This is a genomic window from Lactococcus fujiensis JCM 16395, assembly GCF_002441655.1.
GTDB classification, from domain to species: Bacteria; Bacillota; Bacilli; order Lactobacillales; family Streptococcaceae; genus Lactococcus; species Lactococcus fujiensis.
This window is the reverse complement of sequence record NZ_JXJU01000001.1, coordinates 84,803-99,264: the sequence shown is the minus strand read 5'-3', so window position 1 is coordinate 99,264 and position 14,462 is coordinate 84,803. Positions and strand designations below refer to the sequence as shown.

The window sequence follows — 14,462 nt, the reverse complement described above, 5'->3', positions numbered from 1 at the left end:
CTTTTCCTTTTTCTAATTTAGACGCATTAATTTCCAGAGGTCAATTTCTTATGAATTCTGTTTCCTACAAAACGAGCACCCAAGTTAAAGAGTAACACGAAGATGATTAAGACAGCCGATGCACCAGCGGAAATTTGTTGAGCAGTTGCGATTGTACCTTCAGTGTTCAATGCCCAAATGTGAACGGCAAGTGTCTCAGCTGGACGGAAGAGTGAAAGTGGAGATGTTAAGCTCAATGGATTCCAATTCGCCCAGTTGATTGGCAAGTTGGTTTGACCAGCGGTATAAATCAAAGCGGCAGCTTCACCAAAGACACGTCCCGATGAAAGGATAACCCCAGTAATAATTCCAGGGACAGCCGCAGGTAAAATAATTTGTGTTGCAGTTTCCCACTTAGACAAACCAAGAGCAAGACCACCTTCTCGTTGCATCGTCGGAATCGACCGAAGAGATTCTTCCACATTACGAGTCATCAACGGAAGATTAAACACAGTTAAGGCAAGTGCACCTGAAAGAACTGAAAATCCAAGTCCAAATTGAATAACAAACACCAACATCCCGAACAAGCCAACTACGATCGAAGGCAGTGATGACAAAACTTCAATTGCTGAACGGACCCATGATGTCAACCAGTGCTTTTGGTTTGCATATTCAGAAAGATAAATCCCAGCACCCAATGATAATGGAACTGAAATAATCAAAGTGACAACCAAAAGATATATTGAATTAAAGAGTTGAACCGCAATTCCTCCACCAGTCAAGGGATTTGATGCGGTTGTAAGGAAATCCCATGAGATGTAGGGAACACCTTTGAACAAAATGTAAATCAATAAAAAGGCAAGGATTAAGACGATGATACCAGAAAGGAAGTAAAGAACACCTGTGGCAATCTTATCTGTACGTTTAGCGTTCATTATTTGAGTTGTCCTTTCTTAGCAATTGCGCGCATGGCGAGGTTGAATATAAGTGACATAATCAAGAGCAAGAGGGCAAGGGACCAGAGCGCATTTGATTGAATACCTGGTGTCGCATTTGGAATTCCTGATGTCAGAATTGAAGTCAATGTAGAAGCCGGTGAAATTAAATCTTTAGGCATCATTACTGCGTTACCAACAACCATTTGAATTGCAAGTGCCTCACCGAATGCCCGGGCCATCCCAAAAATAACAGCAGTCAAAATGCCAGGTGCTGCTGCTCTCAAAAGCACACGCCAAATCGTTTGCCAACGGGTCGCACCAAGTCCCAGAGAAGCTTCTTTATAGTGGGCAGGGACAGCTTTTAATGCATCAACAGTCATACTTGTTACTGTGGGAAGAATCATGACGAAGAGGACAAACACACCAGACAATAGACCCAGTCCAGTTCCGCCAAAAGCATTCCGTATAATTGGAACAACTACCGTCAAACCAATAAATCCATAAACAACTGATGGAATACCTACTAAAAGTTCCACAACGGGTTGCAAGATTTTTTTACCATATTTTGGTGAAATTTCAGTCATATAAATTCCAGCACCAATGGCAAAAGGTGTTGCAACAATTGCTGATAGTACAGTGACAATCAGTGAGCCTGAAAACATTGGCAGTGCTCCAACGGCTGGTTTTCCATCAGGCCCCATCGAACCAGGTGACCAATTTGTTCCAAATAAAAAGTTAAAAGGATTAACTTTGTCAACAAAGAATGTTGAGAGCCCCTTTTGTGCAACAAAGACAAGGATTGAACCTACGACAAAGACAATTAGGGCAATACACAAGAATGTGAGTGATTTACCAAATTTTTCAAGTCTTGAATTCTTATTACTCGAAAGTAATTTTTCTTTGATTTTTGAGTTTTCCATAAAGACCTAACTATTTTCTTAAATGATGAAGGGGACTGTTAGAATTTATTCCTTCACTTTTTCAACATTTCCATGAGCATCACGATCGACTTTCATGTCGGATACTGAGATATATCCTAATTTTTTCAACGTTTTTGAATCACTTTTCACATATTCAATAAACTTATCTTCTACTGCATTTGTTTTAGCGTTGTTGGTGTACATGTGTTCATAAGACCAAATTTTCCATTTATTCGTCGTTACATTCTCATCATTCGGTACAACGCCATCAACTTGAAGCGGTTTGACACCTGCTTTGTTCATGTAAGAGAAAGCTACATATGAGATTGCACCTGGTGTTTGTCCAACAAGTTGAACAACTGAACCGGATGCGTCTAGCGTTGGCCCATTAATCTCAGTTGCACCATTCAAACCATATTTATCAAAATTGACACGTGTTCCTGAACCAGCTGTACGACCGATAACAGTGATTTTCACATCGGGTCCACCAACTTGTTTCCAGTTAGTGATTTTTCCCGTGAAAATATCAATTAACTCTTGACTCGTCAAATGAGAAACTTTTAATTTGCTGTTCACCACAGGTGAGAAACCAATAACTGCGACCTTATGATCAGTAATCTTCGTTTCATCTATCCCCGTTTTTTCTTCAGCAAAAATATCGGAGTTCCCAATTTGGAAGGAACCTGCTGCAACTTGAGCCAGTCCAACGCCAGACCCCCCACCCTGGACCATTATGATATCATCCGGATTTTTCTTCATAAAATCCAGAGATGCCTGTTCGACAAGGGGCTGCAATGCCGTTGAGCCTCCTGCTGTGACCTGCTTATTTCCTGCTCCGCAGGCGCTCAATAAGAGCAATCCCGACATGGCAGCAAATGCGATTAAAATTTTCTTTTTCATGACTTAATTATATCATAATAAGCCCTTCCTTAAAGGGAATGGGTAGCGTTTTAATTGTAAATATATTGTAAATAAAACGCGCAAACAGCACAACTTCATTTGAAGCTGTGCCATTCTATGAAAAGAAAATTTTGAAGGCCCCAGCTTGTATTGCAGGGGTTTGATTTAACTACATAGAGAGAGTATGTATAAATGTCAAATCTGATAACTGCTGAAACGTGATTAGAATGCTTGTTAGGGAAAGCAATACAGTAAAAATTTGGCATATCAATTTTTACAAATACGTTTCAACAGATATCAGATCCGACATTGCACATCGGCTCTACGATCGAAATCAATGTCGATTTTTTATCTGAAACATCAGATAAGCTCGAAATCCTGTTATTTTAGCTTATTTTTTTGTAACATTACCTTCTGAATCACGGTCAACTTTCATATCTGAAACTGAGATATAACCCAATTTTTTCAATGATGCTGAATCATTTTTCACATAGTTAATAAATTCTTTTTCAGCTTTTGTTGCCTTTTTAGTATTGACATACATATGTTCGTAAGACCAAACTTTCCAGTCATTTGTTTGAACATTTGCATCTGTTGGTTTAACACCGTCAATACTAATTGCTTTAACAGCAGTACTTGTTTCTAAGTAAGAGAAGGCTACGTATGAAATTGCTCCTGGAGTTTGTCCAACCATTGTTACAACAGACCCTGAAGCATCTTGAGTTGGGCCAGTTACTTCAGTGGCTTTGTCAAGAGCAAAGTGGTCAAAGTTAACACGAGTTCCTGAACCTGCTGTACGACCAATAACGGTAATTTTTTGATCTGAGCCGCCAACTTCTTTCCAGTTCGTAATTTTCCCAGTAAAGATGTCGATTAATTGTTGTTTTGTCAAATTATCAACTGAAGTTTTAGAGTTTACAATTGGTGCAAACCCAACAACGGCTACTTTATTATCGGTAATAGCAGATGAATCGATTCCTGTTTTTTCTTCAGCAAAAATATCAGAATTCCCGATTTGGAATGAACCAGCTGCAACTTGTGTCAATCCAACACCAGAACCTCCACCTTGTACAGTAATTTGAACGTTTGGATTTTTTGTCATAAATTCAGTTGAAGCTTGTTGAACTAATGGTTGCAAAGCAGTAGATCCACCAGAGATAATTTGACCAGAAAGCGCCTTTGAGCTGTCTGAACCAGATGTTGATGATGAACTATTTGTTCCCCCGCAAGCGGCAAGTGTGAGTAAAGCAGCGCCAGTAATTAAACCAACAAGAATACGCTTTTTCATTTGATGTTTCTCCAATAATTTCTAATTTTGTTGAGTAATTATTATTTGTTACTCATAAGCTCTTTTGCTTACATATTAATTTTATCACGGTAATTGCACTTTGAATGTAAACAATTAGAAAATAATAAGTAAACCGTTTGTAAATAATAATATTATTAATAAAAAAAAAGCCACATGATGACTTTTTTCACGACTGGTAAAATCAGCGATTGTAGACTTTCAGTTGGCGAGCGATATCTTTATTTTGTTCTCTTCGTTTGATTGTTTCACGTTTGTCAAATTCTTTTTTCCCTCTTGCCAGTCCCATGAGAACTTTAGCGAATCCATTTTTTAGATAGACTTTCAGCGGAACAAAAGTGATTCCTGAACCAGTCAATGCTTTTTCAATTTTTGCAATTTCTACTTTTTTCAATAAAAGTTTTCGTGTCCGCAGCTCATCAACATTAAAAATATTTCCTTGTTCAAAAGGCGCAATATGAACATTTGCCAACCATACTTCACCATTTTTAACACGCGCAAATCCGTCACGGAGTTGAATTTTTGACTGACGAATTGATTTTATCTCGGTGCCTGTGAGAACGATTCCTGCTTCAAATGTTTCGAAAATTTCATAATCATGTCTTGCTTTTTTATTTTGTGCTAAAGGCTTATCTTCTGTATTTTTTACCATATGTAACTCCTCATCGGCTTAACTTACCTCTATTTTATCATAATCTAAGCCATTCAAAGAACTAAAAAAGTCTCGTCAGAGACTCTAAAAAATTAATTTATTCTCATTTTAAGGCATTGTTTGAGCAGTTTCAACAATCTGTTGATTTTTCAAACTTGCTTGGTAAAATCTCGAAATGAGGTCTGTTTTTAAAATTTGTTCTTGCAAAATCCATTTCAGGTGAGACCAATCTCCATCTATGCTACTTGATGGTCCAGGAACGTAGAGTAACACACTATTAGCATCCGTGACAAATTTTGCAGAATTCAATTCTCGAGCCAGTGATATTCCTGCATAAGAATCTCCAATTCGTTTTCCATCCTTATAAATTTTGGTCCCATTTTGTCCTTCATTAACAAAATAAGTGGTGTTTAATTCTGGATTGTAAACAGAAAATTGCCCCAAAGCATTTTGCAGCCAAGCCGCATAAAGTTTATTTTTGTCATTCACTGACAACTTGTCAAAATTGAGCGTTGTGGAAGATGTCTGCGAGGATGAAGCTGCAGGAGTTGATCCTTCCGTTTTACGAGTTGATGATTGACCGATTTTTTGACTTGAACTTGCTTCCTCACTTGAATTTACTTTAGTTGATGCTGAGCCATTAGGTGCTTTACTTTGACTAACAGTTACTTCTGAGGTCTTAGATTCTGAGTTAGTTGAGGAACAAGCAGTCAATGAAAGCAGAAGCGAAATCCCCACAATAATAAAATTTATCTTTTTCATAATAATTCCTCCTGACACCATTATTCTAGCATAAAAATGTCAAAAAACTTAAAAAATTATTTATTATCGGAGAAACTTATAAAGGTTTCAAAATTAAATCATATAGATTAACTTTAATCTATTGTTTTCAGTAAAAATCATGTCCAATCCATGTGACAAGAAGAAAAGAGTAGCTACGAACAATCGTAACTACCTGTAAAGTATTAAGCTAAGAAAAGGACAATCGATTTTTCTTTTTATCCTTGCTTTTGACTTTTCAAAGCTTCGTAAAACATCCAAACCACGAGAAGTAATGCCAAAAATAGTGATATATAGTAACCAGAACGCATTGTATTGAGATAAAATGTGATCATATTTACATCAAATCCTGAATGAAATAGAATTGGCCTAAGATATGGTGTGCCTAAAAAGAGCAAAGCAATCACAGATAAGAAAGCTGCTAACATTCGTAATTGGGCATTCAAACTTTTAACAACTAAAAAAAGCACAACGATTATGAGAAAGCCAATAAAAGCGATTAATTGCAGATACGAAGCAAGAGGACGTTTTATTACTGCTCCGACTGGAGCAAAAATGTAGCCCAAATTAATAATCCATCCGGTATCTTGAATCCCCCAACCATTTCCGACAGTATTATCATAAGGCAGAAAAAGACTTAGTAGAAATAAGAGAGAAACTACGAGCGGGAATGAGCTTCTTTTTAAATAATTTTTCATAAAGAAATACCTTCATATTCATTTTAGTACCAATAAACAGCACCACTAGGAGTAATATAGTAATATTCCCCTGAACTGGCGATATAGTAGTGCTTGTTTCCTAGACTATCGGTATATTGATACACACCAGTTGCCGAGCCGTCATTAAATGTTTCTTGCATTAATGGTGCAATGCCGACAGCTGCAGGCATTGCTGTAGTAGGTGTCGTATCTGCGTTAGCCTTTATCATTGGAGCAGTAAAGATAACTGTTGCTGCGAGTAATGCTACCGCAAGGATATCCGGCGAGATTTTTTTGATTTTTCCGATTTCACATTTTTCATAAATATCTCTTTTCTGGTGAGATTTATCTCACTGACACTGTAAAACTAAAACAATTTTGTCAACGGTTTTAGACTGCTGCATTGGATTCATCTCCTCTTTTTGTGCTATTTATTTTAACTAGCTTTAGTTTATCATTTTAAAATCTTTACATTAAAAAAATTGGAATATATTCCAATGTGCTATAAATTTTAATTTTTCTTTGCACCATTTTCTTACTTCAGCTAGAAAGCCCTCTTCTTCAATGCTATTGGCCTTATTTTGTGTTATTTTTCATACATAAAATTCATTTTAATAACTCTTATTAAAGATGAATAAATTTTCGAATTGATCAAATTTTACTTTATTAGTCAAGGATCAATCTTATTGAGGAAAACATGGCCAGATATTTGTCAATAGAGGGTAGACTTTCATATATTCAATTTGTCCAAAGAACAATTAGCGTAAAGCCAGACCACATTAAACAAGATAAAAAAAAAGCTTATAGAATAATCTATAAGCTTTAGATAAATTTTATTTTATACTAACTTTTCGCCAACGTGCGCCAATAATGTTTGAATCCCCTCGGCATTTGAACCACCAGCCATTGCCAAGTCCGGCTTACCACCACCGCGTCCATCAATGTATGGTGCCAGTTCTTTAACAACATTTCCTGCTTTAAGGTCCGAATTCTTACTTGCAACAAGTAAATTAACTTTTTCACCAATCCGAGCGATCAAGACCAGAACATCAGAAAGTTCTTTTTGTTTCCAGATGTCTGCTAAATTGCGAAGGCCATTTACATCAGGGACTTTAACCTCCCGTGCAATATATGAATATTTTCCAGATTCTTGTACATTTTTGAAAATTTCATCTGATTGACTTGCTGCTAATTTACCTGCCAATGCTTCATTATCTTTTTGAGCTACTTTAAGCTCATCAGTTAACGACGTAACTTTCGCAATAACTTGATTGGTTTGAGGTGCTTTAACAATTGTTGCTACTTCTGTTAATGTATTCTCTGCATTTTTGAATGCCTCATAAGCTTTTTGTCCAGTCAATGCTGTGATACGGCGAACTCCAGATCCAATTCCTTCTTCTTTAACAATTTTGAAGAGTCCGATTTCACTTGTGGTTGAAGTATGAGTTCCCCCACAGAGCTCAACCGAGTAATCACCAATGACAACAGCACGAACAACTTTACCATACTTATCACCAAACAATGCCGCTGCTCCCATGGCTTTAGCAGTTTCGACGTCTGTTTCAATCGTCTTAACTGCGATATTCTGCCAAATTACTTCGTTCACTTCTTGTTCAATTTCAGCCAATTCTTCTTTTGTAACTTGTGCATAATGCGTGAAGTCAAAACGAAGGAAATCAGTTTCATTGAGTGAACCAGCCTGGAGGGCATGTTCGCCAACAATATTGTGCAAGGCAGCATGAAGCAAGTGCGTTGCGGTATGATTTTTGACAACTGCATTGCGCCGAACTTCATCAATTTCAAGATGATAAGTTTGACCAACTTTAAGTGGCACAAGTACATTCACTGTGTGCAAGTTTTGTCCATGAGGAGCATGTTGAACATCTGTCACTTCTGCAACAACATCACCTTCTTTGTTTTTGACAAAACCATGGTCGGCTACTTGTCCACCCATTTCGGCATAAAACGGAGTTTGATCAAAGACAAGTTGAGCTGTTCCATTTGAGACTTTTTCAACTTTTTTATCTTCGCTAACAATGACTTCCAATTTACCATCAGCAGTATGAGTTTCATATAAGAATGTTGATTCTACTTCGATAGATGATAGTGTTTCATTTTGTGCTCCCATCGAACCACCCTTGACCACAGCTGCACGAGCACGATCTTGTTGCTCTTTCATAGCAGCATCAAAGCCCGCGTGATCAATTTTGAACCCTTCGTCTTCAGCCAATTCCTCTGTCAATTCAACCGGGAATCCGTAGGTGTCGTAAAGTCGGAAAATATCTTCGCCATCAAGCGTATCTTTTCCTTCATCCTTCAATTGAACAAGCAGTTCATCAATCAATTTTTGTCCAGCATCAATCGTTCTGTTAAAAGTTTCTTCCTCACGGTCAATTATTTTTTCAATAAAATCTGCTTTTTCAAGAACTTCTGGATAAAAGTCTTCCATTACCTTTCCCACAATTGGAACAAGCCCAGCCAAGAATTTACTTTGAATTCCTAAACGCTTTCCATGCATCACCGCACGACGAAGGAGTCGGCGCAGAACATAACCACGACCTTCGTTACCAGGTAAAGCCCCATCACCAATGGCAAAACTCAAGCTACGAATATGGTCAGCAATGACCTTAAAGCTCATGTTTTCGCCATCTGGATCGTAAGTCTTACCAGATAATTTTTCAATTTCATGAATAATTGGCAAGAATAAATCGGTATCAAAGTTTGTTCGTCCGCCTTGAATAATACAAGTCATACGTTCCAATCCCATTCCCGTATCAATATTCTTTTGTGGCAACTCTTTATATTCCTTACGTGGAATTGAAGGGTCTGCATTAAATTGTGATAAAACAACGTTATAAATTTCAATATAACGATCATTTTCAATATCTTCCGCAAGCAAACGCAAGCCAACGTGTTCTGGATCGTATTTTTCGCCTCGGTCAAAGAAAATTTCTGTATCTGGTCCAGAAGGCCCTGCACCAATTTCCCAGAAATTATCCTCAATTGGGACTAAATGAGATTCAGGAAGTCCTACTTCAATCCAACGATTATATGTATCTTTATCATCAGGATAATAAGTAACGAATAATTTTTCAACTGGGAAGCCATAATATTTTTCGTCAGTCAACAATTCAAAAGCATAAGCTATTGCTTCTGTACGGAAATAATCTCCAATTGAGAAATTCCCCATCATTTCAAACATGGTGTGATGTCGTGCAGTTTTTCCTACATTTTCAATATCATTAGTCCGAATTGATTTTTGTGAACTTGTCATCCGAGGATTTTCAGGAACAACCGAACCATCAAAATATTTTTTCATTGTTGCCACACCAGAGTTAATCCAAAGCAAAGTTGGGTCATTAACAGGGACTAAACTCTGTGAAGGCATAATTGCAGATCCTTTTGATTCAAAAAATTTGAGAAAAGTATCGCGAATCTCGCTTGATGTCATGTATTTCATTTTTAATTTTTTCCATTTCGTACAAATTTTTTTAGTACGATCACCTTAAAGGTGCCCTTTCATTCCATTCAAATTGTGAATAATTTCACGTAAATAAAATAAAATTCTATCGTAAACAAAGGGGCGACTGAAAAATCAGCGCGGTGCCACCCTTATTCACGATAGAATTTTTATCGTCTCTTTCTTGTTTGATAAAACGGTGTCCTCCGCTTAATTAAGCACAATTAACATACTCATTCCCAGCTGACAGAGTTCTCTTAAATGTTAATCCTTTAAATCTTAGTTAGAACTTGATGTTGAAGTAAATTGAGAGAACAATGAAGAGAATGCATTTTCTTTCACTGTAACATTGTATTTCTTCAAGTAACCAGCAATAACACTACTTACATAACTTGTATCAGACATTTTTTGTGTCTTGATGATATTCTTAAGTTCAGATTTGTACTTGTTCATATCAGTACCTTTATCTGAAGTTTTGATCATTTTAACAACATAATAACTTGTTGTACCTGTTGAAGTACTCGTTGAAGTAATGACGTCAGAAATTTGATCATTTTTCAATTTCCAAGCAGCCGTTTGAACATCGGTTGGAACAGATGTTGATGTTGAATCAAAAGAAACTTTACTTGATGCATTGTCTGTATTAAATTTAGAAGCATCCGCTTTATTTGCTGCGATTGCTTTTGTTGCAGCATCTTTTGTAGTCTCAGTCAAAACGATTGCTGAAACTTCAGGATGGTAACTTTCCCATGCAGTTTTAAGATTGGCTGTTGTGTATTGCGTCTTAGCTATATCTTGTTCGATGGCAGCTTGTTCAAGCAATTGTGTTTTTAAGTAAGCTTTGAAATTTGAAGTTGACAAACCTTGTTGAGACAGAGCAGTTTCAAATTGACTACCATATTGGTCCTTGATCGTATTATATTGCGTATCAATTTTTTTGCTCGTTGCCTCTTTTGCAATTGAACTTTCTTTTTCGAAAATTTTATCAAAAGTAACATTTTGGAGCAAAGTGTTTGTTGACATGGCTGGGAATTCTTTAGCTGCACTGTAAAGGTCTGATACTTGAACAGTATCACCTTTCATGGTGATGATGTCTTCACTCGCGGAACTATTAGAACATCCAGAAAGTGTAATCAGAGCCACACCAGCAGCAACTGTAGAGAGAACTAAACCAAGTTTTTTGAATTTCAAAATTATCTCCTTCATCCAGAGTCTAGATTTCGGATCTTCCAAAACCTGACGGGGTATTAACTTCTTGTAATTATATCATAAAAGTTTTAATTAAACTTAACTTATGCAAAAAACAATGATATTTTTTCAACTATACCTTGTTGGGCTTAATCATTAACAAACCATCCCCGAGTGGTAAAATCGATGTTAGAAATTTAGGATTGTTTAGTACTTCATCAAATAAACGTCTTAATCCGCGCTCTAATGCTCTTTGGTTACGCTTAATTTCCATTATGGGAATCAATATTTCCCCAGCTTGAAAAATATCATCCATCAAAATCACACCATTTTCAGAAAGTAAATTTAACGCAAAAGGTAAAAAATCAACATATTTCGATTTGGCCGAATCCATAAAAACAAGATCATATTGACCATCTAAGGTTGAAAGTAAATCAGCTGCATCACCTTCTAAAAGTGTGATTTGTTTACGCTTGTCAAACTTGGACAAGTTATCTTTTGCTAATTCGATCATTTCCTGATTGCGATCAATTGTAACAATTTCGCATTCTGGAGCTGCTTGGGCCATCATCAGTGCAGAAAACCCAATTGCTGTACCGATTTCAAGAATTCGCTTTGGTTTTATCAATTGAATAAGCATTTGAAAATAGACTACCGTTTCATGAGGGATGACTGGGATGTTATTTTCCTGCGCGAAATTTAAGACCGTTTCTAAATCTCCTTGAACGGGAGTTTGTTTTTCTCTCATCCAGTCAACTAATTCTGCTTTTACAACTGGTCTGTTCATCATGGGATTGCTTGTTCTTTTATATGTATCAACCAAGATGAACTCCTTTTTTTACTAATTTTTCTAATTCATTCAACCGTTTTTCGAATAATGCAAATGCACTAGAGAGATACTCATCTGACTCCATGTCTACTCCTGCTTTTTTTATCACTTCAAGCGGATAATCGGAAGAACCTGCTTTCAGATAATTCAAATAGGCTTCTCGATCTTCTTGACTTCCATGTACAATTTTCTCGGCTAAATAACTTGCGGCAGCAAAACCGGTTGAATATTGAAAAACATAAAAATTATAGTAAAAATGTGGAATCCTAGCCCATTCAAACTGAATTTCTGCATTTTCATTCGCCTTTAAACCATAATATTTTTCATTCAGATCGGAATAAAGTTGATTAAGATACTCGCTTGTTAATACCTCACCGCGCGCATCTGCTAAATGAATTTCTTGCTCAAACTCAGCAAATTGTGATTGACGATAAACTGTCCCTTTAAATCCATCCAACCAGTGATTGAGAATTGCAAAACGTTCTGCATCATCTTGGGCTTCATCTAAAAGTGTCTCAGTTAAAATATTTTCATTTGTTGTAGAGGCAATTTCGGCCAAGAAAATAGGGTAATCACCGTAAACATAAGGCTGATTTTCACGAGTCAATGTACTATGTATACTGTGTCCCATTTCATGAACTAATGTAAACAAATCATCTAAAGTCTCTTGCCAATTTAAAAGCATGAATGCATTCGTATCATATGAACCTCCGGAGTATGCTCCAGAACGTTTTCCTGCATTTTCAGCGACGTCTATCCAGTGTTCATCAAATGCGCGATTAACTTGTTTGATGTATTCATCACCAAAAATAGATAACACATCTTGAGCTTTTTTTACCCCCTTCTCATAATTAAACTTATAATCTAGATTTGATAAAGGTCGATAAACATCGTACATTTTTAAGTCATCTAGACCAAGAATTTCTTTTCGCAATTGAACATAACGATGAAGCAACGGTAAAGCTTTATTAACGTTTTTGATCAACAAATCATACACATTTTCAGGAACGAAATTTGTCGAAAGTGCAGCTTGACGAGCCGAATCATAACCATGCACTTGTGCGTTAAAATTGTGGGTTTTTACAGTAGTTTGAAGGGTCTTTGCATATGTATGCTGAAATTGGGCGTAAGAGCCATACAGCGCCTGATATGCTGCTTTCCTAACCTCACGATTTTTACTTTCCATAAAGGAAATAAAATTGCCGTGAGTGAGTTCGACATTATTGCCATTTTCATCTTTAATAATTGGAAATTTGATGTCTGCATTATCTAAAATTTCAAATGTTTCAGCTGCTGAGCCAAAAATTTCTGCAGAGCCAGCCAATAATTTTTCTTCTTTTTCAGAGAGCGTATGGGCCTTGCGTGAAAAAAGACGTTCAAACAGATGTGCGTATTGTCTCAATTGAGGCTCTTCGACTAAAAACTGTTGATACTCATCATTTGTTAAAGCCATGAATTCAGGGTCATAAAATGCAAATGCCTCACCAAACTTTGCATAAAGTGCAGTTGCTTTCGCTTGGTATTCTTGATATTGAGCAAGGCGAGTGTCTTGGTCATTTTTCATAGAAGCATAGACATAAATTTTCTCAACTTTCCGAGAAATAGAAAGCATCTCAGAAGTTATTTCCAAAAGGGAGTTTGCGGAATCCAAAAGGTGTCCTTTATACTTTTGCTCAACTTTGTCGAAACGATCATTTACCAATCCTAATTCATTTACAAAATCACTGTCTGTTTCAAATATCGTTTTTAAATCCCATTGCAAATCTTTATTAATTTCATTCCGTTCCTTAACCATTAGCTATCCTTCTCTTCTTTACTTTTATCTTCCATTATAGCATAGAAATGAGGTGGGTAGAGGCAAAGATTATCGGATGATTTTTGATTTTCTATTATATTTTGCGCAAACCGTCTGTAATAGTCAGAAATATTCGCATCAATTTGACAAAAAGTCTGCTTTCTTTGAGGTGAAACTTTAAAGAACAAGAGATCAAACCCCACTGGTCCGATGAGAGGATAAGAAAAAGTGCTTGTCATTAAATTTTGTCCTCTCAAATAGTATTTTTCTTGGATTTTTAACCACCTTGGGTTTCGGTGATAAAGTTGCTTTTTAATATAATTTTCTTGATTAACTAGTTTTAACGGGGAAATCTTTATTTTTTGTGGGGGCTGTTGCTGGAAAGGAAACCGCAATATTTCTAATAAATCATCATGATAAAACTGAAAATATTTTGTCACATAATAAATTTCCCCACGTACATCTTCATGGATTAAGGACTTTAATCTCACTTCATCATTCGCATTATCCAGTTCCCAAAAATAGAAACCACAATTATTAGAGAAATACATTAAGTTACGTTGAAGCTGAGACATTCGTTGGTTCAACCACAAATCTTGTCCCATTAACCAAATAACTTTTATCCCACAACGCTGATAGTTTTTGGTTCGTTCACTCAAACGCTTCAAGCTCAGGGGAGAGCATTGGACTTCGATTGCAATATTTTCATTTACGAGCAGGTCGGGTGTTTGTTCCAATTGAGGCAAGTATTTTTCTAGCTCAACTTTAGTGCTGCGACATCGGTTTAACCAGTTAAAAAGTTTTAATTTAAGTGATAAGTGTTGTGCAGACTCATTTTCGGATCTATTTTCACAATGATTAAGTGATTGATGCGCAAAATGATTGATCATTATTGATCCACTTTTTAATATCACGAGACTTTCACATGCTGGGCAAAAATAAGTCCCCCGCTTATCGGTTAAGTCTTCCGCATTAATATAATTTCCTTTTTTATCCTTTGCAATCAACATACTTATT

The 14,462-nt window shown here is 36.5% G+C and carries 13 protein-coding genes; all 13 read right to left on the bottom strand.

The genetic code is table 11. From position 1 onward, the window contains the following. Positions 1 to 26: 26 nt before the first annotated feature. Entirely contained in the window at positions 27 to 914 is an 888-nt protein-coding gene (gene pstA, locus RT41_RS00470) for a phosphate ABC transporter permease PstA (RefSeq protein WP_054639030.1), read from the bottom strand. Further along, positions 914 to 1,837 carry a phosphate ABC transporter permease subunit PstC gene (gene pstC / locus RT41_RS00465; RefSeq protein WP_054639031.1) on the bottom strand — a complete coding sequence of 308 codons (924 nt, stop codon included), beginning with the start codon at positions 1,835 to 1,837 and terminating at the stop codon, positions 914 to 916. Before pstC ends, pstA begins: the two co-directional genes overlap by 1 nt. Before the next feature lie 45 nt (positions 1,838 to 1,882). Beyond that, the gene (locus RT41_RS00460) at positions 1,883 to 2,737 is read right to left on the bottom strand and encodes a phosphate ABC transporter substrate-binding protein PstS family protein (protein ID WP_054639032.1); all 855 of its coding nucleotides are present in this window, start codon (positions 2,735 to 2,737) and stop codon (positions 1,883 to 1,885) included. A gap of 391 nt (positions 2,738 to 3,128) precedes the next feature. Next, entirely contained in the window at positions 3,129 to 4,025 is an 897-nt protein-coding gene (locus RT41_RS00455) for a phosphate ABC transporter substrate-binding protein (RefSeq protein ID WP_096816823.1), read from the bottom strand. Between the two features lie 202 nt (positions 4,026 to 4,227). Then, complete coding sequence (gene smpB, locus RT41_RS00450; RefSeq protein ID WP_096816822.1) at positions 4,228 to 4,695, bottom strand: SsrA-binding protein SmpB; 468 nt, start codon at positions 4,693 to 4,695, stop codon at positions 4,228 to 4,230. A 108-nt stretch (positions 4,696 to 4,803) separates the two neighbouring features. Continuing rightward, positions 4,804 to 5,457: a hypothetical protein gene (locus RT41_RS00445; protein WP_054639033.1), complete on the bottom strand. Its 654-nt coding sequence runs from the start codon at positions 5,455 to 5,457 to the stop codon at positions 4,804 to 4,806. Positions 5,458 to 5,693: 236 nt separating this feature from the next. Continuing rightward, positions 5,694 to 6,173: a hypothetical protein gene (locus tag RT41_RS00440; RefSeq protein WP_054639034.1), complete on the bottom strand. Its 480-nt coding sequence runs from the start codon at positions 6,171 to 6,173 to the stop codon at positions 5,694 to 5,696. 23 nt (positions 6,174 to 6,196) lie between these two features. After that, on the bottom strand, positions 6,197 to 6,403 hold the full coding sequence (locus RT41_RS10310; protein WP_054639035.1) for a hypothetical protein: 207 nt from the start codon (positions 6,401 to 6,403) through the stop codon (positions 6,197 to 6,199). 608 nt (positions 6,404 to 7,011) lie between these two features. Continuing rightward, the gene (gene alaS, locus RT41_RS00435) at positions 7,012 to 9,633 is read right to left on the bottom strand and encodes an alanine--tRNA ligase (protein WP_096816821.1); all 2,622 of its coding nucleotides are present in this window, start codon (positions 9,631 to 9,633) and stop codon (positions 7,012 to 7,014) included. A gap of 279 nt (positions 9,634 to 9,912) precedes the next feature. Further along, a complete protein-coding gene (locus tag RT41_RS00430; RefSeq protein WP_096816820.1) occupies positions 9,913 to 10,824 on the bottom strand; it encodes a peptidylprolyl isomerase PrsA in 912 nt (303 codons plus the stop codon). A gap of 130 nt (positions 10,825 to 10,954) precedes the next feature. After that, positions 10,955 to 11,644 (bottom strand): O-methyltransferase, encoded by a 690-nt coding sequence (locus RT41_RS00425; protein WP_054639036.1) that lies wholly within the window; start codon positions 11,642 to 11,644, stop codon positions 10,955 to 10,957. Beyond that, on the bottom strand, positions 11,637 to 13,445 hold the full coding sequence (gene pepF, locus RT41_RS00420) for an oligoendopeptidase F (protein WP_054639037.1): 1,809 nt from the start codon (positions 13,443 to 13,445) through the stop codon (positions 11,637 to 11,639). Before pepF ends, RT41_RS00425 begins: the two co-directional genes overlap by 8 nt. Beyond that, a complete protein-coding gene (locus tag RT41_RS00415; RefSeq protein WP_054639038.1) occupies positions 13,445 to 14,455 on the bottom strand; it encodes a competence protein CoiA in 1,011 nt (336 codons plus the stop codon). Before RT41_RS00415 ends, pepF begins: the two co-directional genes overlap by 1 nt. Positions 14,456 to 14,462: the final 7 nt, after the last annotated feature.